Below are 22,052 nucleotides of genomic sequence, written 5' to 3'. Positions count from 1 at the left end.
TCTGCTGCTCGGCAATGACCGACAGGAGCTTGACCGCGAGGCGAAGATCGCGTTCGGAAAGTTCGGAGAGGATGACCTCGGCCTGGCGCAGCAATTGTGCTTCCGAAAGCGGTCGTGGATCACTGAAGAAAGCAGCTATCGATATGTCCAGGAGCCGCGCCAGGGCAGCGAGCGTATTGGCGGACGGGTCGTTTCTCCCGGTCTCGATGTTGGATACGGCTTGGCTGGTCATCCCCAGCCGCTCTGCCAGGGCCTCCTGTGTCAGACCGCTATCCTTGCGAAGCGCCCGCACGATCTCGGGAGAGAAGCGCATCCAGAACTCTGCTGCTCGGAGAAAAGGCGAATGAACCGTATGGGGCCTTTTTCCCACGTTCGGCACCTGAGTGTCTTATAAACATTGTTTTAGATCGCGCGCCGCGGAGTGTCTGGAGCGCGACTTTCGATCGAGTGGGAATGGAACCGCCCAATGAGGATACGCGATCGTGATCTCCCGGCCGGCGTTCCGTCCGGCCGGGAGATCGAGCATCGGTTCGTCGAGGGATATGCCGGCTATCTCATCGACGACCTCACTGCCCGTGCCGAACGGGAAGGGGCATCGATGGAAGCCGTGCTTCTGGCCTTCATCTGCGCCGCGATCGGGGTTTCCCGTAAGCACCATCTGGAAGACCGGGTGGATCTCATGCTCGCGCTCCTGCGCGCCGGCGGCATCACTTTCCGGAACGATGCCCAAGGGCACTGATCGCGTCCATCGAAGCCCTACCTGATCCGTCCAGGCATGGACGACAGTGCCTCACCGCCCCGGTTCGACCCTGCGGTAGGAGATGGCCTCGGCGACGTGCAGGCGGCGCACGCCGTCCAGGCCCTCCAGGTCGGCGAGCGTGCGCGCGACGCGCAGGATGCGGTGGAAGCCGCGGGCCGACAGCTTCAGGCGCTCGGCCGCCTCGGCCAGCAGCGCGCGGCCCGGCGCGTCCGGGCTCGCGACCCGTTCCAGCAGCTCGCCGTCGGCCTCGGCGTTGGTGCGCGCGCGCCGGTCGGCGGCACCATCGCGGTAGCGCTCGGCCTGGACCGTGCGGGCGGCGGCGACCCGGGCCGCGACCTCGGCGCTGCCTTCGGCGGGCGGGGCCAGCGACAGGTCGGTGATCGAGACCGCCGGCGCGTCCACGTGCAGGTCGATGCGGTCGAACAGCGGCCCGCTGATCCGCGACTGGTAGTCGGCCGCGCATTTCGGTGCGCGCGCACAGGCGCGGCCGGGATCGTCCAGGTACCCGCAGCGGCACGGGTTCATCGCTGCGACGAGCTGGAAGCGCGCCGGATAGGTGACATGCGCCGCGGCGCGCGCGACTGTGACCCGGCCGGTCTCGACCGGCTGGCGCAGCGCCTCCAGCGTCTGGCGCGCGAACTCCGGCAGCTCGTCCAGGAACAGCACGCCCTGATGCGCGAGGCTGATCTCGCCCGGCCGCGCCCGCGGCCCGCCGCCGACCAGCGCCGGCAGCGAGGCGCCGTGATGCGGGTCGCGGAACGGCCGCCGGCGCAGCAGCCGCCCGCCCTCCAGCCGGCCGGCGACGCTGTGGATCATCGAGACCTCCAGCGCCTCGGCCGGTTCCAGCGGCGGCAGCAGCCCGGCCAGGCGCTGCGCCAGCATCGACTTGCCGCTGCCCGGCGGCCCGACCATCAGCAGGTTGTGGCCGCCGGCCGCGGCCAGCTCCAGCGCGCGCTTGGCCGTCTCCTGCCCCTTGACGTCGCGCAGGTCCGGCTGCGGCCCGCCGGCCTCGGCGATCCGCGGCTCCGGGCGCGCCAGCACCTGCGTGCCCTTGAAGTGGTTGACGATCGCCAGCAGCGAGGGGGCCGCCAGCACCTCCAGCCCGCCCGCCCAGGCCGCCTCGCCGCCGGACGCGGCCGGGCAGATCAGGCCGCGCTCGTGCGCGCCGGCCCCGATCGCCGCCGGCAGCACCCCCGCCACCGGCAACAGCGAGCCGTCGAGCGCCAGCTCGCCCAGCGCGACGTATCCCGGCAGCTCCTCGGCCGGCAGCACCCCCATCGCCGCCAGCAGGCCGAGCGCGATCGGCAGGTCGAAATGGCTGCCCTCCTTCAGCACGTCGGCGGGCGCGAGGTTGACCGTGATGCGCTTGGGCGGCAGCGCCAGCCCCATCGCGTGCAGCGCCGCGCGCACCCGCTCGCGGCTCTCGCCCACCGCCTTGTCCGGCAGGCCGACGACGTTGAAGCCGACCAGCCCACCCGCCATCAGCACCTGGACCTCGATGTCCAGCACCTCGATGCCCTGGAAAGCAACCGTGTTGACGCGCGCAACCAAAACCCGCCTCCGGGAAACGTCGTTGCACGCGACTGTATGGTATGTGGCCGGCTTTCGCAAATGTCCGCAACCCCCTGCGGGAAAACGCCCGATCCACCCGATCCGGCCGAAAAGGCCATTGACCTGCATACATATGGATTCTAATGTATACACAACATCCACCGCGTATACAGATTTGACCCGTAACCGGCGGGTACCGCGGACAGAGGGAGACATGCATCCGATGGTTTGGTTTGCGCTTGCCAGCTACCGCGCCGACCGGCGGACCCGCGCCGCGCTCGTGATCGGCGACCGCCTGTACGATCTCGATGCATCCGCGCGCGCGCTCGCCGCCGGGGAGGCCGACCCCCGGGCGGCGTGGCCCTGGGCGGCATGGTCCGTCGACGAGCTGATCGGCGACTGGCCGGCCGTGCGCGCCGGCGTGCAGGCCCTGGCCGCGCGCGCCGCGCAGGCCGTCCGGACCGGCGGCCTGACCGCCCTCACGGTCGCCGCGGGGGACATCGCCCCGCCGATCCGCCCGCAGCGGGTCTTCTGCGCGGCGTCGAACTTCGTCGAACATGCCGCGGAGATGGGGACGGTGCTGGCCGCGAAGGTGGACAGCCGGCCCTACATGTTCATGAAGCCGGGAACGGCGGTGATCGGCCAGAACGAGGTGGTGCGCCTGCCCGCGCGCTCCGAGCAGGTCGACTGGGAGGTCGAGCTCGGCGTCGTGATCGGCCAGCGCGCGCGCAACGTGTCGGCTGCCAACGCCCTGGACTGCGTCGCCGGCTACACCGTCGTCAACGACGTCTCGGCGCGCGACCTCAACATGCGCAGCGACTTCCCCTTCAAGTTCGACTGGTTCCAGGGCAAGTGCTTCGACACCTTCGCCCCGCTCGGCCCCTGGATCGTCCCGTCGTCGCTGATCGCCGACCCGCAGCAGCTCCGCCTGACGCTCAGCGTCAACGGCGAGGTCATGCAGGACGACACGACGCGGGCGATGATCTTCGACGTCCGGGAGCAGATCGAATACCTGTCCTCGATCCTGACCCTGCTGCCGGGCGACGTCATCGCGACCGGCACGCCGACCGGCGTCGGCATGGGGCGCGGCATCTACCTGAAGCCGGGCGACGTGATGGAAGCGCGCATCGACGGGATCGGCATGCTGCGCAATCCGGTCGCGGCCGAATAGCGGCCGCGCCGACGATCCAAGGGAGGAAAAGAACCATGAGAATCGCAAGGACCCTGTGCGTCGGCCTCGCGCTCGCGGCTGCCGCCATGCCGGCCGCCCGGGCCCAGGAGGCCGGGGCGCCGCAGAAGGTCACGTTCAACCTCGCCTGGTTGCCGCAGGGGAGCCTGGCCGGCGTTCTCGTCGCCATCGACCGGGGCTACTACCGGGAGGCCGGCCTGGACGTGACGGCGGTGCGCGGCTACGGCGGCAACCGCACGGTCAACGAGATCGACCAGGGGCAGTTCGAGTTCGGCTACGGCGATCCCATCTCCGTGGCGCTCAACCGCGTCGGCGGCGGCGGGACGCGGCTGGTGGGCGCCATCAACACGCGGTGGCCGGCGGGGCTCTGCTACGTCGAGCAGCGCCGCGATCCCGAGGGCCTCGCCGACCTGGCCGGCCTGACGCTGGGCGGCGGCAGCGGCTCGCCGGTGCACAACCTCCTGCCGGCCTGGCTGGAGGCGAACGGCCAGCCGCGCGACCACGTCGCGCTGCTCGGCATGGACCCGGCCGTGGTCGACGTCTCGCTGATCCAGGGACGCATCGACCTCGCCGAATGCTGGAAGGCGTCGAACCGGGCCGTCCTCCAGAAGCAGGCGAAGGTCGACGGGGTCGACATCGGTTGGATCGAGTACGCGGACCACGGCCTCGACATGTACGGCTCGGGCATCGTGACCTCCGACGCGCTGATCGAGAAGGATCCCGACCTCGTGAAGAGGTTCGTTGCCGCCACCTACCGCGGCTACGACTTCGTCATCGAGGACCCGGAGACGGCGACGGACATCCTGCTGAAGCAGTACCCGGTCCTCGACCGCGACATCACCGCCCAGCAGGTCCGCGAGATCGCCGAGCTGATCCAGGACCCTGCCGCCGCCGGCGAGCCCCTCGGCCGCTTCGGCCCCGAGCGGATGCGCAGCACGGCCGCCTTCATCGACAAGGCCTTCGACCTCGGGGGCAAGGTCGGCGCCGACGACATCTTCACCGACCGCTTCGTGCAGTAGGCAAGGCGCGGCGGGCCTGCGGGCCCGCCGCCAGGAGGAGGCCACGATGGCAAAACCGCGCCCACGCAAGCTCGGGCACATCGTCATGATGGTCCGCGATCTCGAGAAGTCCGCGGCATTCTACACCGACGTCGTCGGGCTCGAGATCTCCGACCGGATCGACGGGCAGATGGTCTTCCTGCGCTGCGGGCAGGACCACCACGACCTGGCCCTGGCCCAGTTGCCGCCGGACTCGCCCCTGCGCGACCAATCCCCCGACACGAGGCGCCCGGGGCTGGAGCATTTCGCCTACGAGCTGGCCGACCTGGAAGAGGTGGAGGCGGCGGCCCGCTTCCTCCAGGAGAAGGGCATCGAGATCGTCCGCGGCATCGGCAAGCACGGCCCCGGCGAGAACGTGTTCCTGGTGTTCCGGGACCCGGACGGCAACAACGTCGAGTTCTACTGCGACATGACCCAGGTGACCGAGGAGGCGCCCTACACGCCCCGGGTCTGGGCCAACACCCTGGAAGCCTTCGACCAGTGGCGCTTCCAGCGCTTCGTCGTCGCCCCTCCGGACTGGGGCCCGCGGGAGGACGCGGGCGGTTCGGACGGCAGCCCGGACCGGAACTAGGCGGGAGCTGCCGCGATGCGCACCATCCTTCGTCGTCTCGACGCCGTCCTCGGCTTCGTCTTCCTGGCCCTCGCCTGGGAGATCTGCGTGCGCGTCTTCGAGATCAAGCCCTACCTGCTGCCGGCCATCACCGACGTGCTCCGGTCGTTCTGGCAGCACCGGGCGGAGCTCGCCTACCACTCCCTGATCACCACCACCCAGGTGGCGCTGGGCTTCGCGGCCGCGGTCGTCGGCGGGGTCGCCATCTCGCTCGCGGTCTTCTTCTTCGATCCGGTCAGGCGCGTGGTGATGCCGATCATCGTCGCCCTGCAGGGCATCCCGAAGATCGCGCTGGCTCCCCTGTTCGTCGTCTGGTTCGGCTACGGCACGACGTCGAAGGTGCTGATGGCCTTCCTGTTCGCCTTCTTCCCCGTCGTCATCGCGTCGCTGGGCGGCCTGGCGGGAACGCCCGCGCACCTGATCGAGCATTTCCGCGCGATCGGCGCCTCGCGCGCGGTGACGTTCTGGCGCCTGCGCGTCCCCAGCGCGCTGCCGTCCTTCGTCGACGGGTGCAAGATGGCGATGCCGCTGGCGGTCATCGGCGCCATCGTCGGAGAGTTCGTCGGCTCGGATTCCGGGCTGGGCAACCTGATCCTGATGGCAAATGCCGCGGCCAGGACGGACCTGCTGTTCGCGGCCATCCTGGCGATCACCGCGATCTCCGGCCTCCTCTACGCGGTCATCCACCTGTTCGGCACCAAGGTCTGGTGGCGGGCGTTGTGACCGCCCGCCACGCGGCACGCGCCCGACCTGCCGGCCACCTCATCAGTCACCTCATCGATCCAAGGAGAAGAACCATGGCCAAGCTGCGCCACATCGCCGTCGCCGTACCCGATCCCGAGGCGTCGGCCGAGTTCTACTGCAAGACCTTCGGCATGACGGTCGCCGGAAAGACCGACTCGCCCCTGGCCAGCGGCGTCTATCTGACCGACGGCACGGTCTGCCTCGCGCTGCTCAACTACAAGAACGACGAGTCCGCCGGGCTGGAGAAGGGCAAGGACTATGTCGGCGTGCACCACATCGGCTTCTGGTGCGACGATCTCGACCAGCAATCAGAGCAGATCAAGGGCAACGGCGGCTCGTTCTTCATGGACCTGCCGATGGACAAGGACTCGCTCTACTACGAGATGAAGTTCCGCGATCCCGACGGCGTCATCTTCGACATTTCCCACAATGGCTGGGTCGGCGCGCGCAGGTAGCGCCCGCCCTTCGGGGCGGGATGGTCGAAGAAGGAACGGGCACGGTCCCGGGCGGGGAGGACGAGGAATGCGAGGCATGGTGCATCCAATCAGGCGGGAAGACGGGACGGCCGGCCCGGGCATGCCGCCTCGTGCGCGCGACGTTTCGTCCGCGGCCGTTCCCGCGCTCGATGTCCGGGACGCGTCCAGGACCTTCGGCCGCGTCCGGGCGCTCGAGGCCGTGTCCCTGACCATGGAGGAGGGCGAGTTCGTGGCCGTGCTCGGCCCGAGCGGATGCGGCAAGAGCACGCTGCTCCGCCTCGTCGCCGGCCTCGGCCCCTGCGATCCCGGCGGCGGGATCGCGGTGTTCGGCGAGAGGGTCGCCAAGCCGTCGCCGCATGTCGGGGTCGTCTTCCAGACCTACAACCTGCTGCCCTGGCTGACCGTCTCGGCGAACCTGCGCCTGGCGGCCGAGATCCGCGGCATCGCCAGGCCGGTCATCGAGGAGCGCGTTCGGGCGATGCTCCAGGTGCTCGGGCTGGCCGACTTCGCCGCCTGCCACCCGCACGAGCTGTCGGGCGGCATGCGCCAGCGCGTGGCGCTCGGCCAGACGCTGATCGTCCAGCCGAAGCTCCTGCTGCTGGACGAGCCGTTCGGCGCCCTCGACGCGCTGACCCGGGACCGGCTGAACGTCGAGCTGCTGCGCCTGTGCGAGGCCAACCGGCAGACCGTCCTGCTCGTCACCCACTCGATCGACGAGGCCGTCCTTCTCGCCGACCGGGTGCTCGTGATGTCGGCCCGGCCCGGGCGCATCGTCGAGGACCTCCGGATCGAGCTGCCGCGCCCGCGCGATCCCCGCGAAACCCGCATGCTGCCCGCCTATGCCGAATACATCACCCATCTCGGACGTCTCATGGGCGTGATCTGAGGCCTCCGATACACCGAGGAAAGCACCGATGATGCAGCTCAACCGCTTCCACGGCATCGTGCCCGCGATGGTCACGCCGTTCGACCGCGAGTTCCGCCTGGACGAAGGCCGCCTGAAGGCGCTGATCGAGGAGTACCTCGCCGCCGGCGTGCACGGGATCTCGGTCGCCGGCAGCCAGGGCGAATTCTTCTTCCTGTCGTTCGAGGAGCACGTCCGGCTGATCCAGGTCGCCGTGGAGACCGTCGCCGGCCGGGTGCCGGTCTATGCGGGGACGGGGGCGGTCTCGACGCGGGGCGCCATCGCGCTCACGCGGGCGGCCGAGACGATCGGCGCCGACCTCGCGATGGTGATCACGCCCTATTTCGTCCAGCCCTCCGACGACGAGCTGTACGAGCATTTCAACGCCGTCGCCGCGTCGACCCGGCTGCCGGTGATGCTCTACAACAACCCGCCACGCACGCAGGTCAACGTCTCTCCGGCCCTGTTCCGCCGCTGCGCGGAACTCGGGAACGTCGTGGGGATCAAGGATTCCAGCGGCGACGTCACCCAGTTCGCGGAATACGTGCGCCAGACCGGGAAGCTCGGCTTCGCCGGCCGGGACACGATCGCACTGTCGGTGCTGATGCATGGCGGCGCGGGCGCCATCTCGCCGGCCGCCAACGTGTTTCCCGAGGCGATGGTCGCGCTGTACGACCATGCGCGCGCCGGGCGCTGGGAGAAGGCGCGCCGGATGAACGACCTCCTGGCGCCCCTGCGCGCCGCCTGGGCGCTGGGCTCGTTCCCGGTCGTCATCAAGGAGGCGATGGGGCTGGTCGGCCGCGATGCCGGGCCGACCCGGCCCCCGATCGCCGGACTGGGCGGGGACGGCCGCGGGCGGCTGGCGCGCATCGTCGAGACGATCGCCGCCGGACTCGCATGACCAGGGCTGGCGTGACCGGGAGAAGCGGGTGAGCCACGACTACGACAACCGGGCGGCGGTCCCGGACTGGGAGGAGCATTTCGGGCGCTGGCGCGACGCCGGCGCATCGGTGCGGGCAGACGCCGCCGCGGTGCTGGACGTTCCCTACGGGCGCCATCCCCGCTGCCGGTTCGATCTGTTCCCGGCCGAGCGCCGCCGCGGCCCGGTGATGGTGTTCGTCCATGGCGGCTACTGGCAATGGAACGCGAAGGAGGAGTTCGCCTTCCTCGCGCCCGTCTGGCGGGAAGCCGGGATCGACGTCGTGCTGCTCGGCTATCCGCTCGTGCCCGACGTCCGGCTGGCGAGGATACCGGGCGAAGTCCGGCTCGGCCTCGCCCGCGTCGCGGAGCTGTGCCGCGACAGGTTCGCCGGCCGCTGGAGGCTGGTGGTCGCCGGCTGGTCGGCCGGCGCCCATCTCGCCCTCTCGGCCGCCGACGCGGCCTGCGTCGACCGCGTCGTCTGCCTCAGCGGGATCTACGACCTGGTGCCGCTCGTCCCGACGCCCCTCAACGACGCGCTGGGCCTGGACGCCGGCGAGGCGCTCCGCCTCAGCCCCATCGGCCGCCGGACCGCCCCGGAGGTCCCCTGCCTGATCGGCGTCGGGGCGGACGAACGCCCGGCCCTGCGCGGCCAGGCTGCCGCGGTCGCCGCCCGCTTCGCGGAGCTGGGCCGACCTCCGGTATTCCGGGAATGGACGGGCCTCAACCACTATTCGGTGCTGGACGCGTTCGCAAACGTCGAAAGCGAGACGTTCCGCGATGTTCTTCGCTATATCGGATGACGATCATCTGGACCAAGGACGGGAGAAGGCCGATGCGGGCCATGGACGACGTGGATGAGAACGGCACGCTCTCGCAGAAGGTGGCGCGCGGGTTGGCCGACGAGATCGTCAGCGGCCGGCTGCCGTCCGGCTACAAGCTCGACGAGAAGGTGATCGCGGAGCGGTTCGGCGTCTCCCGGACGCCGGTGCGCGAGGCGCTGCGGGAATTGGCGATCACCGGTCTGGTCGAGATCGCGCCCCGGCGCGGGGCCACCGTGGTTCAGGTCGACCTGGCGCGGCTGCGCGACATGTTCGAGGCGTCCGCCGAGATCGAGGCGCTGTGCGCCCGCTTCGCGGCGGAGCGCATGACCCAGTCCGAGCGGCTGCAGCTCCAGATGACGAACCGGAAGTCGCGCGACGCCGTCACGGCCGGCGATCCCGTCGCCTACGCGGAGCTGAACGAGCAGCTCCACGACGAGATCTTCGACGGTGCGCGCAACCTGTCGCTCGCGGAGCTGGCGCGCATCTTCCGCATCCGCCTCAGCCCGTTCCGCGTCCAGATCTTCTATCGCAAGGCCCAGCGCATGACCTCGTCCAACGAGGAGCACGACGTGCTGGTCGCCGCCATCTCGGCTGGCGAGGCCGACACGGCCCAGCGCGCGATGCGCGCGCATCTCACGAATTCGAGCCTGAACGTGATCGAATTCTTCGACAAGAAGCGCTGACCGCGGCGGCCATGAGCACCTTTGCCCGACATGCCGTCGCGGACGCGGCGATCGACCTCCTGTTCCGCGACGCGAGGAGCCACAACGGCTGGCGCGACGAGCCGGTCCCGGAATCGCTGCTGCGCGAGCTGTACGACGTCGCCCGATGGGGGCCGACGAGCGCGAACTGCTCGCCGCTGCGCATCGTCTTCGTCACGACCGCCGAGGGCCGGGAGCGGTTGAGGCCGGCGCTGTCCGCCGGCAACGTCGACAAGACGATGTCGGCGCCGGTGACGGCGATCCTCGGTTTCGACCTCGCGTTCTACGATGCGCTGCCGCGCCTGTTCCCCCACAACCCGGCGGCGCGCGGCTGGTTCGCCGGTCCCGACAAGGCGGAATTCGCGTTCGAGACGGCGTTCCGCAACGGGACGCTCCAGGCGGCCTATGTCATGATCGCGGCCCGGGCACTCGGCCTGGATTGCGGTCCCATGTCCGGCTTCGACCGCGTCCTGGTGGAGCGCGCGTTCTTCCCGGACGGGAACGTCCGCGTCAACTTCCTGTGCAATCTCGGCCGCGGCGACCCGGGCAGGCTGTTCGCCCGCCACCCGCGGCTCGACTTCGACGAGGCATGCCGCTTTGCCTGACCTTCTCGTCCCGCCGTCTGATGGGGCCGCCCTGCTGCTCGGCGCCGCCGCGTTCCTGGCCGGGCTGGTGAACGCGGTGGCCGGCGGCGGCAGCTTCCTGACGCTTCCGGCCCTGGTCCTCGCCGGGGTCCCGCCGGTCACCGCCAACGCGACCGGCACGGTGGCGTTGCTGCCGGGATACGTGTCGGGCGCGTGGGGACTGCGCGATGCGATCCGGCCGCCGGCAGGGCTGCCGCTGGCCGCGTTGCTGACGCTGTGCCTGCTGGGAGGGGCGGCGGGCGCGGGCCTGCTCCTGGTCACGTCGAACGAGACGTTCCGGTTCGTCATCCCATGGCTGATGCTGGCCGCGACCGCGCTGTTCGCCTGGGGGCCGCGGCTGGTGGCCCGCCTCTCGGCGCGGCCGGGCGAAGGCGTGGGGCCGGTGCTCGCCGGCCTGGCGGTCCTGGCCACCTCCGTCTACGGGGGATATTTCAACGGCGGGCTGGGCATCCTGCTGCTGGCCTGCTTCGGCGCCCTCGGCGAGAGCGACCTCTCGGCCATGAACGGCCTGAAGAACCTGGTGTCGGCGGTGCTGACGGCGATCGCGGTGCTGCTCTACGCCTGGGGCGGCGCGGTCGCCTGGGAGCACGCGCCGCTGATGGCGGTGGCCGCGACCCTGGGCGGGTATGCCGGGGCGCGCGGCTCGCGCCACGTCTCCCCGCGCGTCCTGCGCGGCTTCATCATCCTGACCGGCCTCGGCGGCGCCGCGGCTTTCTTCCTGGGCTACTGAGATCGGGATTGGCGCGATGTTCGTTCTCCATCACGACTGGGACTCGCTTCAATCCTGGAAGGTCCGCCTCTGCCTGGCCGAGAAGGGGATCGCGTGGGAGGGGCGCCAGCTCGAACTCCGGCAGTTCGAGCACCTGCGGCCGGAATACCTGGCGGTCAATCCGGACGGCGTCGTCCCGACCCTGGTCCATGGAGAAACCGTCGTCTGGGAATCGAGCGTCATCAACGAATACCTGGACGAGGTGGTCCCGGAGCCAGCCCTGGTCCCGAAGGACCCCGCGGCGCGCGCGCGGATGCGGCAATGGGTGAAGCGCCAGGACGACGTCGTCCATCCAGCGGTGCGGGCGCTGACCTTCAACCTGATGATCAGCGGGCGCATCGACCCGGAAGCGCAGGTGCGCCGCCGCCTCGACGGCCATCCGCTGCCCGAGCGCGCCGCCGCCTATCGCGATGCCCTCGACGGGCGGGTCGACGAGGGTGCGGTGCTGGCGGCGCTCCGCCGGCTGCATCGCCTCGCGGATCGGATGGAGGATGCGCTGCGGGAGGGGGCGTGGCTCGCCGGTGCCGCGATCAGCCTGGCCGACGTCGCGATGGCGCCGCTGATCCCGCGCCTCGAACGGCTGGCCCTCGACCCGGTGCTTCTCGACCGTCCAGGCGTCGCCGGCTGGGTCGCCCGGCTCAAGCGGCGGGATGCGTACGCCGCGGCGCATCCCGACGCGGCGCATCAGCTGCCGTCCCTGGACCCGGCCAGGGCCGCCGGCCTGCTCGAGGCCGCGCGCTCGTCCGGCCCTATCGGGTCCGGACCAGCAGCGGCTCCACGAGGTCGTGGTTGATCTCGACGCCGAGCCCCGGCGCGGTGGAGAGATGCATGTGGCCGTCCTCGACGGCGGGGTTGCCCGTGAACAGCTCGCGGATGAACGTGTCGCCGTCGCGCCCGTGGTCGGGAAACACCTCCACGAGGGGGATGTTGTGCTGCGACATGATCAGATGCACGTTGTGGATGTCCGGCGCGTGCGGGACGACCGGCAGGTTGAAGGCCTGGGCCAGGGCCACGATCTTGCGCGCCTCCGTCAGGCCGCCGCAGCGGTTGACGTCCAGCTGGACGATGTCGACGCAGCCCCGCGTGATGAGCTCCTTGAACCCGTGGCGGGTGAACTCGTGCTCGCCCGCGGCGATGGCCGTCCGGCTCGACCGGCGGAGGCGGGCGTAGCCGTCGTAGTCGTCGGGCGTCAGCGGTTCCTCGACCCAGGCGAGCTGGTACGGCTCGAGCAGCGGGAGCATCTCGATGGCGTACTGGGTCGTCCAGCCCATGTAGGCGTCCGCCATCAGCTCCACGTCGTCCCCGACCGCCTCGCGGATCCGCCGGACCATGTCGACGTTCCGGCGCATGCCCGCGCGGCCGTCCGACGGGCCCCAGCCGAACCGCATCTTCACCGCCGTGTAGCCGGCGTCCCTGTAGCCCCTGGCCATCTCGACGACCTGGTCTAGGTCGTCCATCGCGTAGGCGGCGCTCGCGTAGCCGCGGATGCGCTCGCGCGTCCGTCCGCCGAGCAGGTCGTACACGGGCCGGCCGGTCGCCTTGCCCATGATGTCCCAGAGCGCGATGTCTATCCCGCTGATCGCCTCGAGGAGCATGCCCTTGCGGCCGATGTTGATCGTGCTGCGGTACATCAGCTCCCAGATCAGCTCCACGTCGAACGGGCTCATCCCGACGATCAGCGGGGCGAGCCGCTGCTCGACGACGCTGGCGACCGCCTGGGACCCCAGCCCGATGGCGCCCACGCCGGTCAGGCCGCACTCCGTCGTGATGCGGACGATCACCGCGAACACGGGATCGGCATCGTGCCCGACCGGCTTGCTGAAGAGGCCCATGGGGCTGTCGCGCAGCCGCCGGCCCGTCTCGAACAACCCGTCGAGGGGAGTGGTGCACCACCAATCCGGCGTGTTCCATTCGGGCTCGCCGATACGCAGCGCCTCGACCTGTCCTATGCGCATGATCCACTCCCCTCGTCCGCTGTTTCGACCCGGTCCGCCATCAAAGTGCGCGTACGAGGAACGGCTCCCCGGCCGCCCGGGCCAGCGTGTTCCTCAGCGGCCGGCCGAAGGCCGGGACGTCGATCTCGAAGCGGTCGCCGACCTGCGTCTCGACGCCGTGGGCGCAGCTCATGACCGCGGCGCCGAAGAAGAACGCGTGGAGGTCGCCCGGGCGGCGGAACATCGAATACTTGAAGTGGTGGTGCTCGAGGTTGCGGATGGAATGGCTCATGTTGTCCTCCCCGCTCAGGAACCGCCCCTCCCATAGCGGCCGGCCGTCCCTGACGACGCGCACCGCACCCTCCACATGCGCGGGCAGCTCGCCGACGAGCAGCTCCGGGCCGATGGAGCAGACCCGCAGCTTCGAATGCGCGACGTACATGTAGTTGATCGCCTCGGTGACATGGTCCGAGAACTCGTTGCCGAGCGCGAAGCCGACGCGCCAGGGATTGCCGTCGGGGCCGTTGAGATAGACGCCCACGATCTCCGCCTCTTCCGCCCCCGCCAGCGCGAACTCCGGCATCGCGAGCGGGGCCTCGGGCGGGACCACGCACGTCCCGACGCCCTTGAAGAACCACTCCGGCTGGACGCCGGTCTCTCCTTCCGGCGGCTTGCCTCCCTCGATGCCCATGCGGAAGATCTTCATGGAATCGCTCAGCTCGCCGTCGCCGCTTCGGGCGATCTGGTGCATCTGGTCGCGCGCCTGGGCGCTGCCGAGATGGGTCAGGCCGGTCCCCGTGATCCAGAACCGGGCAGGTTCCGGGTGGTCCACGGGCGCCAGCACCCTGCCGCGGTCCAGGAAATCGTCATAGTCGATCACGTCCGGGCCGAGCTGCGCATGCACCAGGTCGGCCAGGCCCTGCCCCTTCGCTATGGCGCGCTCCGCCAGCTCGTAGACGCTGCGCGCCCCGTCCACCAGCCGGATGCGGCCGCCCTCGGGCTCCACCATTCCGACGCGGCGCTCGCCTTCTCCAACCGTCAATTGTACCAAGCGCATGTTTTCCTCCCTGGTCGGCGTGCGGCAGGCGTGCCGCTCCCGGGACGTCCGATCCCGGACGTCCGGCCGCTATGTTTCGAAAGTTCGGCTTGCGCCGGATGAGTGCGGGCAGGAGCCCGCGGCGCGCGCGCGCGCCGGAGGCCGATCGACCGTCAGCCGTCCCCGAACGTGGCCGTCCCGCTCAGCCCCGGGAAGTTTCTCAGGTCCCGGATCAGTTCCTGCAGCAGCGCGCAGCCCCCGTCGATGTCGTCCTCCACCGCCCGGCGGCAGCCGTCGGCGTCGCCGGCCCGGACGGTTTCCAGCATCCGGTGGTGGTTGTCCTGGCCGTAGTTCCGGGACTTGTGGAGGGACAGCAGGTTGAAATAGGGGCCGATGCGGGTCCACAGCCCCTCGATGATCCTCATCGCGGTCTCGGCGCGCGACGCCCTGTAGATGCCGAAATGGAAGCTCCGGTTCAGCCTCAGGAACTCCTGGCGCTCCTTGATGGAGGAGCCGGAGTCCTCCAGCCGCTCCATGGTCCGGAAGGCGGCGGCCAGATGCTTTATCTCGGACGGCGTGATCCGCCCCGCGGCCAGCGCGGCGGCCTGGCCCTCGATGGCGCGGCGGATCCAGCGGATCTCGTCGAGATCGGCCTCGGAAAGCACCGGCACCGTCATGGACTTGCCGTCGCTGGCGCTGAGGACGCCCTCGGCGCGCAGGCGGTTCAGCGCCTCGCGCGCGGGCATCGTGCTGGTGCCGAAGGCCTTGGCGACGGCCCGTATCGTGATCGACTGCCCGGGCATTATCAGGCCGCTGGCGAGGGCCTCCTTCAGCCCGTCGTAGACGCCGACCCTGGCGTCGCCCCCGGCACGCGCGGGATCCGCGCCGTCGTCCCCGCCGCCGGGCTTCGAGGCGCCGTCCAGCCGGACGTGGAGGTCTGCCCGCCGCCGCGCAAGAGTGGGTTTCGCGTCCATCTTCACCGGACCTTGTATCTTTCGACGACGTCGGCGTTCAGCTCGACCCCCATGCCCGGCCGGCTGGACAGCGTCACCTGTCCGTCGCGGGCCGCCGGATCTCCGGTGAAGAGTTCCGCGATGAAGGTGTCGCCGTCCCGGTAGTCGGTGGGGAACATCTCGATCAGCGGCATGTGGGTGTTGGCCATGATCAGATGCGCGTTGTGGAAGTTGCCGCCATGCGGCACGCAGGGAAGGTCGTGCGCGGCGGCCAGGGCGATGATCTTGCGCGCCTCCGTCAAGCCGCCGACCCGGTTGGCGTCGAACTGGACGTAGTCGACCGCCTTCGACTGGATCAGGGCGCGGAAGCCCCACCGCGTCGCCTCGTGCTCGCCCGCGGCGATGGCCGTGCGCGACGCCGCCTTCACCGCGGCGTAGCCGTCGATGTCGTCCGGCATCAGGGGCTCCTCGACCCAGGCGAGATTGTAGTCCTCCAGCATGCGGATCATCTCGATCGCATACTGCCGGTTCCACCCCATGTAGGCGTCCCCCATCAGATCGACGTCGTCGCCGACAGCCTCCCGGAACGTCCTCACCAGATCGACGTTCTTCCGCATTCCGGCGCGGCCGTCCAGCGGGCCGTAGCCGAACCGCATCTTCATCGCGGTGAAGCCGGTCGCCATGTGCCTGCGCGCGATCTCGGCGAGCTGGTCGAGATCCTCCATCGCGTATCCGGAGCTGAGATAGGCCCGGATCGAGGACCGCGTGCGGCCGCCCAGCAGATTGTACACGGGTTGCCCCAGCGCCTTGCCGAGAATATCCCAGATCGCGATGTCGATGCCGCTGATGGCCGCAAGGACCACGCCCCGGCGGCCGATGTTCACCGTGCTGCGGAACATGGTCTCCCACAGGAGCTCGGTGTCGAACGGGCTGGCCCCCAGCACGAGCGGGGCCAGATGCCGCTCGACGATGGCGGCGGCGGCGTCCGAGCCCAGCGCGATGCAGCCCAGGCCGTGCAGCCCGTCCGTCGTCGACACGCGCACGATGACCGCGAAGACCTCGTCCTTCGGCCCGTCCGGCCGGCGGTTGAACAGCCCGGACTGGCGTTCCCGCAGCGTCCGGCGGCGATCCCCCAGCACGTCGGTCGGGGCCGTGCACCACCACGCAAGCTCCTCCCACTGGGGCTCCGAGATCCGGATCGCTTCGACCTTGCTGATCTGCACTGCTGAACCCTTCTTCGCGCCGCATCGGGATCGGGCTGGACGTCCAATTGATAGCGGAGGGCCGGACGTCGGTCAACAAGTGTGATCACACTTTGTGATGCTCCAATCGATGGTGCCCAGCATTTCAGCCGTTTCCAAAGAAATATGATCGTATGTACCGTATGCCGGGTTGACAAAAATGTGATCACGCTTTGTCATAACGTCACTGGCGGCACGGGGGCATGGCTGCGCGGGTCCGCGGCACCCCCCGAAGCAGATGGACCAGACATCTCGACGGGAGGCACACGATGAAGAATGGAATTTTCCGGCTCTTGGCGGCAGGCACGGCGCTGACCCTGGCGCCCGCGGCCGCCCTGGCGGCGGAATTCGACATACGCGCGAGCCACGTCGAGGCGGCCGACAGCGCCGTCCATCGCGGCTGGTCGGTCTTCGAGTCCTATGTCGAGAAAGCGAGCGGGGGGCGGATCGAGGTGACCGTGCTGCCGTCGAGCCAGCTCGGCGGGCTGAACGAGACGCTGGAGCAGACCTCGCTCGGCGTCATCGAGGTCGCCCAGGCCGACGAGAGCACGCTCGACCCCTTCCACAAGCCGATGATGATCCTGGGCGCGCCGTACCTGTTCGCGGACGACGAGGAGGCCAAGGCCTTCATCGCCTCGGACTATTTCGACAAGATGCGCCAGGGCATGATCGAGGAGTCCAATCTCCGCGTCCTGTCGGCGGCGTCCTACGGCTTCCGCTCCCTCACGAACAACGTCCGGCCGATCAAGACCGTCGAGGATCTCGAGGGGCTGCGCATCCGCGTCCCGCCCAGCCCGCTCTCCATCGAGATGATCAAGGCCATGGGCGCCAACCCGACGCCGATTCCGTGGGAGGAGCTGTACGGCGCCATGGAGCAGGGCGTCGTGGATGGCCAGGAGAACCCGATCGGGCTCATCAACGACTACTCGTTCTCCGAGGTCCAGAAATACCTGACGGTCGACAACCACAAGATCGGCCTCAACTTCATGGTCATGAGCGAGGACTTCTTCCAGAGCCTTCCTCCCGAGCTTCGCGAGGTCGTCCTGGTCGGCGCCGAGATGGCGGCGGCCACCGAATACGGCGAGCGCAATTACCAGAGCCGCGTCAGCGCCGTCTCCGAACTGCAGGAGAAGGGAATGGAGGTGTACTTCCCGACGCCGGAAGAGCTGGCGACCTTCCGGAACGCGGCGACGGGGCCGGTGAAGGACTTCCTCGTCCAGGAGCTCGGGCAGGAGTTCGTGACCGCCACCTATGACGAGCTGGACCGCATCCGGGAGGAGAGGGCGGCCAGGGTCAAGTGACGACGGCAGCCGAGTTGAATATCTCCTCTCCCGCGCCCGCGGGGGAGGGGAATTTCGAGGTCGAACGCCGGAACTCCAAGAGGTCGTCATGAAGTCAGCTGCGCGCCTGGTCCGACGGATCGTCGACGGCCTGCTGGTTGCCTCCCTTGCCGTCATAGCAACCGTCCTGTGCCTTCAGGTCGCGCTGCGATACGGCTTCCGCAGCGCCCTGCCCTGGCCGGAGGAGCTTTCCCAGTTCCTGCTCATCGGCCTCACCTTCCTCGGAAGCTGGAGCGCCCTGGAGCACGGGCGCCATATCGGCCTCGACCTGTGGCCCGCCCGCGCCCCCGGCGCGCTCCCCAGGGCGTTGCGCACGCTGTCCCTGCTCTGTGCGGCGGGCTTCGTCGGCTTCGTCGGGATCGGGGGCCTCGATCTCGTGCAGTCCGCCTGGTCGCGGCCCTCGACGGCGATGCGGGTACCGATGGGCGTCATCTACATCGTCATACCGGTTTCCTGCGCGCTGATGCTCGTCTACTTCGCCGCCGCCGCCTGGCGCGGCGGCTCCGTCTCGACGGGCAAAGACCAATGACGGCCCTGCTCCTCATCTCCCTGTTCGTGATCTTCAGCGCGCTCGGGCTCCCGCTCGCGTTCTGCATGGGGATCACGGCCACCGCGGGCCTCCTGTTCAGCGGCTTCGGGAGCCCGGCGGTCGCGGCCCAGCGGATCTTCGCCGGGATGAACAGCTACGCCCTGCTCGCCCTGCCGCTGTTCCTCCTGGCAGGCAACATCCTGGTCGCGGGCGGCGTCATCAACCGGCTGGTCGTCTTCGCGGACCTGCTGGTGGGGCGGGTACGCGGCGGCCTGGCGCAGGTCAACGTGCTGTCGAACCTGATGATGGCGGGCGTGTCGGGCTCGGCCACGGCAGATACCGCGGCGCTCGGATCGGTGATGGTCCCGATGATGTCGGCGCGGGGCTACGCGCCGACCTTCGCCGCGGCCCTGACCACGTCGGCGGGCATCGTGGCCCCCATTCTGCCTCCCAGCCTGATCATGGTCATCTACGCCATCCCGACGAGGATCTCGATCGGGGCCCTCTTCCTCGCCGGCGTCGTGCCGGCCCTCCTGATGTCGGCCGCGTTCATGGCCTATGTCCGCTACGCCTGCCGCCATCACCCCTTGAGCGAGAAGCGCGAGAGCGCGCAGGGACTGGCCAGGGCCACCATCCACGCGCTGCCCGTCCTCATGGCGCCGGTCCTGCTGGTCGGCGGCATCCGGGGCGGCGTCTTCACCGCGACCGAGGCGGCCGCGGTGCTCGTGGCCTATGCGCTGGCCCTGACCATGGTGCTGCACCGGTCGCTGAAACTGTCCGAGCTCGTCGGCATCCTGCACGACAGCGCGCTGACCACGGCCTCGATCATGCTGATGATCGGCACGTCCTCCATCTTCGCCTGGTACCTGGCGATCGAGGACGTGCCCCAGGCCACCCGCGCGCTGCTGGATGCGGCGACGGACAACCGTTACGTGTTCCTGCTGATCGTGAACGTGTTCCTGCTCCTCGTGGGCTGCGTGCTGGATACGGTCCCGGCCATCTTGATATTCGTCCCCATCCTCCAGCCCGCCGCCGTCGCGTTCGGGATAGATCCCGTGCACTTCGCCATTATCGTGATCGTCAACCTCATGGTCGGCGTGAACACCCCTCCGATCGGCACCAACCTGCTGGTGATCTCCGGCATCGCGGGGCTGCGCGTCGGCAGCGTCACCAGGGCGCTGCTTCCCTTCTACGCCGTCAAGGTGGCGGCGCTCATGGTCATAACCTACGTGCCGTTCATCAGCCTGTGGCTGCCCCGCTACCTGGGCTTCGGGCCGTAGGCCGGCCCGCGGCCCCAGCCTCCCCGCCGACGCCCTTCCGCTTCGAGGTCCCGATGCCTGAACTCATTCTCCACCCCGACGTGCAATTCGAAGGGCCTCCGGATCTGGAGGCCGCCGTCTACGCGGGCCGGTTCGAGATCTGCGCCTCGCGCTCGCGCGAGCTTTCGGGGATTCCCGAGGAGATGTGGCGGCGCGCGGCCGCCCTGGTCTGCTACCACGAGATCGAGGTGACGGCGGACCTGCTGAAGCGGATGCCGCGTTGCCGCGTCGTGGTGCGGGCGGGCGTCGGCTTCGACAACATCGACGCCCGCGGCGCCGGGGACCTCGGCATCGCCGTGTGCAACACGCCGGACTACGGCACGACCGACGTGGCCGACCACGCGATCGCGCTGATGCTCTCCTTCCTTCGCGGCGTGACCATGTACAACAGCCTGGTGTTCGAGGATCCGGTCGCCGGCTGGCGCTTCGGCGCGTCGCCGACGATCCGCCGCCTCTCGACCCAGACCTTCGGGGTGGTCGGGCTCGGGCGCATCGGCACCGCGGCGGCGCTGCGCGCCAGGGCGCTCGGCATGCGCGTCGTCTTCTTCGATCCCTACCGGCCCACCGGCACGGAACTCTCGCTCGGCATCGAGCGGTGCGCGACGCTGGAGGAACTGGCCGGGACCGCGGACGTCGTGTCGATCCACGTGCCCCTCACCGCCGAGACCCGCCATCTGGTCTCCGCGCCCATCCTGGAAAGGATGAAGCCCGAAGCCATCCTGGTGAACACCGGGCGCGGCGGCAGCGTCGACCTGGTGGCGCTCGCGCAGGCGCTGCTCGACGGCCGGATAGCGGGTGCGGCGCTGGACGTGCTGGAGGCCGAACCGCTGTCCCCCGACCATCCCCTGATGCGGGCCTGGCGCGCTCCGGGCTCGTCAATTCGCCACAAGCTCGTCGTGACGCCGCATGCCGCCTTCTACAGCCCTTCCAGCCTGCGCGACCTGAGGCGCAAATCGGCCGAGACCGCTGCCTTCTACCTGTGCAATGGCTGGTCGCGGGACTGCGTCAACAGCGAAGCGATCGATCCGGAAAAGGCGGCATCCCGGGCCGGCGGATCTGGCCGATAATTAAGGGACGACGATGAAACCCTGTTCGTTCGAGCGCTCGAAGGCGCGCATCCACGCCGCCGCCGGGCGGATGCCCGGCGGCGTCAGCAGCCATTTCCGTTTCGGCGTGTCGCCGACGCCGCTGGTGTTCCGGAAGGCCGAGGGGGTCCATCTCCACGACCTCGACGGCAACCGGCTGATCGACTACTACATGGGCCTGGGCCCGATGATCCTGGGCCACACGCCCGCGGACGTCATCGACGCGGCCAGGCGGCAGTTGGACCAGGGGCTGCTCTACGGCGGGCAGAGCGAGCTGGAGTTCGAGGCCGCGCGCCTGGTCTGCGAGCTGGTGCCGTGCGCGGAGCGGGTACGCTTCGCATCCTCGGGCTCGGAGGCCGTGCAGCTGGCGCTGCGCCTTGCGCGGGCGGCGACCGGGCGGGGCCGCGTCCTCAAGTTCGAGGGGCATTACCACGGCTGGCTCGACAGCGTCCTGTGGAGCGTAGCCCCGCCCCCCGCGGCGATGGGCCCCGAGGACCATCCCGCATCCTGTCCGGGAAGCGCCGGGCAGGACCCGGGAGCGGGCCGCGACGTCGAGGTGCTTTCCTGGAACCGGCCCGGGCAGGTGGTGGACCGCATCGCGCGCGGCGACGTCGCCGCGGTGATCATGGAGGCCGCGATGTTCAACAGCGGCGCGATCCTGCCGCTGCCGGGATATCTCGAGGCCGTCCGGGAGGCATGCACCAGGACCGGGACGATACTGGTCTTCGACGAGGTCATCACCGGCTTCCGCGTCGCTCCGGGCGGCGCGCAGGAACGGCTCGGGGTCGTCCCGGACCTCGCCGTGTTCGCCAAGGCGATCGCCAACGGCTTCCCGGTCGCGGCCGTGGCCGGGCGCGGCGACGTCATGGACAGGCTCGCCACCGGCGGGGTCGTGCATGGCGGCACCTACAACGCCCAGCCCGTCGCCATGGCGGCCACGGTCGCCACCTTGAAGCGGCTCTCCGCGCCCCAGGTCCACGAGGCCATGGAAGCGCGGGGCCGCCGCCTGATGGCGGGATTCGAGGCGGCGTTCCGGGACGCCGGGATGACCGCCACGGTCACGGGGTTTCCCCAGATCTTCCACGTCGGACTGGGCCTGGAGAAGCCGCCGGTCAACTACCGCGACACTCTCGCGATCGACCGCGCCCGGTATGTCCGCCTGACGACGGCCCTCCTGGAACGGGGGGTCCGCGCGCTGGAGCGCGGGGCCTGGTTCCTGTCGACCGAGCATGACGACCAGGTCATCGACACGACCATCGAGGCGATGAGGGACGCGGTCGCGGCCGTGGCCCGCGAAGCGTAATCCCGCCGGAGCCGGAACGACACGGAAGGAAGAGGCATGGACATCACGGGCGAGATCCTCATGGGAAACGAGGACCGGAGCACGGGGGAGACCTTCCGTGCCGTCGATCCCGCGACGGGAGCCCGCCTGGAGCCGCCGTTCTCGGCGGCAGGCCCGGCGGACGT

General features: G+C 69.8%; 24 protein-coding genes. 18 read left to right on the top strand and 6 right to left on the bottom strand.

Annotation, left to right across the window (positions count from 1 at the left end; all coding sequences use genetic code 11):
* The coding region (locus VGO20_RS01680) for a helix-turn-helix domain-containing protein (protein WP_327500547.1) at positions 1–313 on the bottom strand (313 nt) is incomplete at its 3' end.
* Between the two features lie 153 nt (positions 314–466).
* Here VGO20_RS01680 and VGO20_RS01675 point away from each other — a divergent pair.
* Complete coding sequence (locus VGO20_RS01675) at positions 467–739, top strand: hypothetical protein (protein ID WP_327500546.1); 273 nt, start codon at positions 467–469, stop codon at positions 737–739.
* A 51-nt stretch (positions 740–790) separates the two neighbouring features.
* Here the strand turns inward: VGO20_RS01675 and VGO20_RS01670 are convergent, their stop codons facing one another.
* A complete protein-coding gene (locus tag VGO20_RS01670; RefSeq protein ID WP_327500545.1) occupies positions 791–2,311 on the bottom strand; it encodes a YifB family Mg chelatase-like AAA ATPase in 1,521 nt (506 codons plus the stop codon).
* A 223-nt stretch (positions 2,312–2,534) separates the two neighbouring features.
* On the opposite strand from VGO20_RS01670, the gene VGO20_RS01665 reads away from it, so the two are divergent.
* The 12 genes from VGO20_RS01665 to VGO20_RS01610 all read left to right on the top strand — a co-directional run bounded on the left by VGO20_RS01665 (position 2,535) and on the right by VGO20_RS01610 (position 11,941).
* A complete protein-coding gene (locus VGO20_RS01665) occupies positions 2,535–3,482 on the top strand; it encodes a fumarylacetoacetate hydrolase family protein (RefSeq protein WP_327500544.1) in 948 nt (315 codons plus the stop codon).
* Positions 3,483–3,517: 35 nt separating this feature from the next.
* On the top strand, positions 3,518–4,519 hold the full coding sequence (locus VGO20_RS01660) for an ABC transporter substrate-binding protein (RefSeq protein ID WP_327500543.1): 1,002 nt from the start codon (positions 3,518–3,520) through the stop codon (positions 4,517–4,519).
* 46 nt (positions 4,520–4,565) lie between these two features.
* Entirely contained in the window at positions 4,566–5,129 is a 564-nt protein-coding gene (locus VGO20_RS01655; RefSeq protein ID WP_327500542.1) for a VOC family protein, read from the top strand.
* A 15-nt stretch (positions 5,130–5,144) separates the two neighbouring features.
* Positions 5,145–5,891, top strand: coding sequence for an ABC transporter permease (locus VGO20_RS01650; protein ID WP_327500541.1), 747 nt, complete (start codon positions 5,145–5,147; stop codon positions 5,889–5,891).
* Positions 5,892–5,965: 74 nt separating this feature from the next.
* Positions 5,966–6,367, top strand: a complete 402-nt coding sequence (locus tag VGO20_RS01645; protein ID WP_327500540.1) for a VOC family protein — start codon at positions 5,966–5,968, stop codon at positions 6,365–6,367.
* Between the two features lie 76 nt (positions 6,368–6,443).
* Positions 6,444–7,274, top strand: coding sequence for an ABC transporter ATP-binding protein (locus VGO20_RS01640; RefSeq protein ID WP_327500539.1), 831 nt, complete (start codon positions 6,444–6,446; stop codon positions 7,272–7,274).
* Positions 7,275–7,302: 28 nt separating this feature from the next.
* Positions 7,303–8,193 (top strand): 4-hydroxy-tetrahydrodipicolinate synthase, encoded by an 891-nt coding sequence (dapA, locus tag VGO20_RS01635; RefSeq protein ID WP_327500538.1) that lies wholly within the window; start codon positions 7,303–7,305, stop codon positions 8,191–8,193.
* A 28-nt stretch (positions 8,194–8,221) separates the two neighbouring features.
* Positions 8,222–9,013, top strand: a complete 792-nt coding sequence (locus VGO20_RS01630; RefSeq protein ID WP_327500537.1) for an alpha/beta hydrolase — start codon at positions 8,222–8,224, stop codon at positions 9,011–9,013.
* A gap of 41 nt (positions 9,014–9,054) precedes the next feature.
* Entirely contained in the window at positions 9,055–9,717 is a 663-nt protein-coding gene (locus VGO20_RS01625) for a GntR family transcriptional regulator (RefSeq protein ID WP_327500536.1), read from the top strand.
* 11 nt (positions 9,718–9,728) lie between these two features.
* Complete coding sequence (locus VGO20_RS01620; protein WP_327500535.1) at positions 9,729–10,340, top strand: malonic semialdehyde reductase; 612 nt, start codon at positions 9,729–9,731, stop codon at positions 10,338–10,340.
* Positions 10,333–11,109 carry a sulfite exporter TauE/SafE family protein gene (locus VGO20_RS01615; protein ID WP_327500534.1) on the top strand — a complete coding sequence of 259 codons (777 nt, stop codon included), beginning with the start codon at positions 10,333–10,335 and terminating at the stop codon, positions 11,107–11,109. The genes VGO20_RS01620 and VGO20_RS01615 overlap by 8 nt, the downstream gene beginning before the upstream one ends.
* 16 nt (positions 11,110–11,125) lie before the next feature.
* Positions 11,126–11,941 (top strand): glutathione S-transferase family protein, encoded by an 816-nt coding sequence (locus VGO20_RS01610; RefSeq protein ID WP_327500533.1) that lies wholly within the window; start codon positions 11,126–11,128, stop codon positions 11,939–11,941.
* On the opposite strand, the gene VGO20_RS01605 is transcribed toward VGO20_RS01610, so the two are convergent.
* From VGO20_RS01605 to VGO20_RS01590, 4 genes are all read right to left on the bottom strand, one after another.
* Positions 11,898–13,103 carry an enolase C-terminal domain-like protein gene (locus VGO20_RS01605; protein ID WP_327500532.1) on the bottom strand — a complete coding sequence of 402 codons (1,206 nt, stop codon included), beginning with the start codon at positions 13,101–13,103 and terminating at the stop codon, positions 11,898–11,900. The two genes, VGO20_RS01610 and VGO20_RS01605, sit on opposite strands and share 44 nt — an antisense overlap.
* 40 nt (positions 13,104–13,143) lie before the next feature.
* A complete protein-coding gene (araD1, locus tag VGO20_RS01600; protein WP_327500531.1) occupies positions 13,144–14,139 on the bottom strand; it encodes an AraD1 family protein in 996 nt (331 codons plus the stop codon).
* Positions 14,140–14,291: 152 nt separating this feature from the next.
* Entirely contained in the window at positions 14,292–15,092 is an 801-nt protein-coding gene (locus tag VGO20_RS01595; protein WP_327500530.1) for a GntR family transcriptional regulator, read from the bottom strand.
* A 2-nt stretch (positions 15,093–15,094) separates the two neighbouring features.
* Positions 15,095–16,294: an enolase C-terminal domain-like protein gene (locus VGO20_RS01590; protein ID WP_327500529.1), complete on the bottom strand. Its 1,200-nt coding sequence runs from the start codon at positions 16,292–16,294 to the stop codon at positions 15,095–15,097.
* A gap of 287 nt (positions 16,295–16,581) precedes the next feature.
* Here VGO20_RS01590 and VGO20_RS01585 point away from each other — a divergent pair, with 287 nt between their 5' ends.
* The 5 genes from VGO20_RS01585 to VGO20_RS01565 all read left to right on the top strand — a co-directional run bounded on the left by VGO20_RS01585 (position 16,582) and on the right by VGO20_RS01565 (position 21,888).
* Positions 16,582–17,613, top strand: coding sequence for a TRAP transporter substrate-binding protein (locus VGO20_RS01585; RefSeq protein WP_327500528.1), 1,032 nt, complete (start codon positions 16,582–16,584; stop codon positions 17,611–17,613).
* A gap of 88 nt (positions 17,614–17,701) precedes the next feature.
* A complete protein-coding gene (locus VGO20_RS01580) occupies positions 17,702–18,181 on the top strand; it encodes a TRAP transporter small permease (RefSeq protein WP_327500527.1) in 480 nt (159 codons plus the stop codon).
* Positions 18,178–19,461, top strand: a complete 1,284-nt coding sequence (locus tag VGO20_RS01575; RefSeq protein ID WP_327500526.1) for a TRAP transporter large permease — start codon at positions 18,178–18,180, stop codon at positions 19,459–19,461. The genes VGO20_RS01580 and VGO20_RS01575 overlap by 4 nt, the downstream gene beginning before the upstream one ends.
* A gap of 53 nt (positions 19,462–19,514) precedes the next feature.
* Positions 19,515–20,567 (top strand): C-terminal binding protein, encoded by a 1,053-nt coding sequence (locus tag VGO20_RS01570; protein WP_327500525.1) that lies wholly within the window; start codon positions 19,515–19,517, stop codon positions 20,565–20,567.
* Positions 20,568–20,580: 13 nt separating this feature from the next.
* Positions 20,581–21,888: an aspartate aminotransferase family protein gene (locus VGO20_RS01565; RefSeq protein ID WP_327500524.1), complete on the top strand. Its 1,308-nt coding sequence runs from the start codon at positions 20,581–20,583 to the stop codon at positions 21,886–21,888.
* Positions 21,889–22,052 lie beyond the last annotated feature (164 nt).

It is taken from the genome of Arenibaculum sp. (assembly GCF_035998295.1).
Classification (GTDB): Bacteria; Pseudomonadota; Alphaproteobacteria; order Azospirillales; family Azospirillaceae; genus DASYHS01.
The sequence above is the reverse complement of the archived record's forward strand: the minus strand, read 5'-3'. Positions and strand labels throughout refer to the sequence as shown.

Coding starts and splice junctions, on each gene's coding strand:
- VGO20_RS01675 (WP_327500546.1), top strand. CDS start 467: ATGAGGATACGCGATCGTGATCTCCCGGCCGGCGTTCCGTCCGGCCGG.
- VGO20_RS01665 (WP_327500544.1), top strand. CDS start 2,535: ATGGTTTGGTTTGCGCTTGCCAGCTACCGCGCCGACCGGCGGACCCGC.
- VGO20_RS01660 (WP_327500543.1), top strand. CDS start 3,518: ATGAGAATCGCAAGGACCCTGTGCGTCGGCCTCGCGCTCGCGGCTGCC.
- VGO20_RS01655 (WP_327500542.1), top strand. CDS start 4,566: ATGGCAAAACCGCGCCCACGCAAGCTCGGGCACATCGTCATGATGGTC.
- VGO20_RS01650 (WP_327500541.1), top strand. CDS start 5,145: ATGCGCACCATCCTTCGTCGTCTCGACGCCGTCCTCGGCTTCGTCTTC.
- VGO20_RS01645 (WP_327500540.1), top strand. CDS start 5,966: ATGGCCAAGCTGCGCCACATCGCCGTCGCCGTACCCGATCCCGAGGCG.
- VGO20_RS01640 (WP_327500539.1), top strand. CDS start 6,444: ATGGTGCATCCAATCAGGCGGGAAGACGGGACGGCCGGCCCGGGCATG.
- dapA (WP_327500538.1), top strand. CDS start 7,303: ATGATGCAGCTCAACCGCTTCCACGGCATCGTGCCCGCGATGGTCACG.
- VGO20_RS01625 (WP_327500536.1), top strand. CDS start 9,055: ATGGACGACGTGGATGAGAACGGCACGCTCTCGCAGAAGGTGGCGCGC.
- VGO20_RS01620 (WP_327500535.1), top strand. CDS start 9,729: ATGAGCACCTTTGCCCGACATGCCGTCGCGGACGCGGCGATCGACCTC.
- VGO20_RS01610 (WP_327500533.1), top strand. CDS start 11,126: ATGTTCGTTCTCCATCACGACTGGGACTCGCTTCAATCCTGGAAGGTC.
- VGO20_RS01605 (WP_327500532.1), bottom strand. CDS start 13,103: ATGCGCATAGGACAGGTCGAGGCGCTGCGTATCGGCGAGCCCGAATGG.
- araD1 (WP_327500531.1), bottom strand. CDS start 14,139: ATGCGCTTGGTACAATTGACGGTTGGAGAAGGCGAGCGCCGCGTCGGA.
- VGO20_RS01595 (WP_327500530.1), bottom strand. CDS start 15,092: ATGGACGCGAAACCCACTCTTGCGCGGCGGCGGGCAGACCTCCACGTC.
- VGO20_RS01585 (WP_327500528.1), top strand. CDS start 16,582: ATGAAGAATGGAATTTTCCGGCTCTTGGCGGCAGGCACGGCGCTGACC.
- VGO20_RS01580 (WP_327500527.1), top strand. CDS start 17,702: ATGAAGTCAGCTGCGCGCCTGGTCCGACGGATCGTCGACGGCCTGCTG.
- VGO20_RS01575 (WP_327500526.1), top strand. CDS start 18,178: ATGACGGCCCTGCTCCTCATCTCCCTGTTCGTGATCTTCAGCGCGCTC.
- VGO20_RS01570 (WP_327500525.1), top strand. CDS start 19,515: ATGCCTGAACTCATTCTCCACCCCGACGTGCAATTCGAAGGGCCTCCG.
- VGO20_RS01565 (WP_327500524.1), top strand. CDS start 20,581: ATGAAACCCTGTTCGTTCGAGCGCTCGAAGGCGCGCATCCACGCCGCC.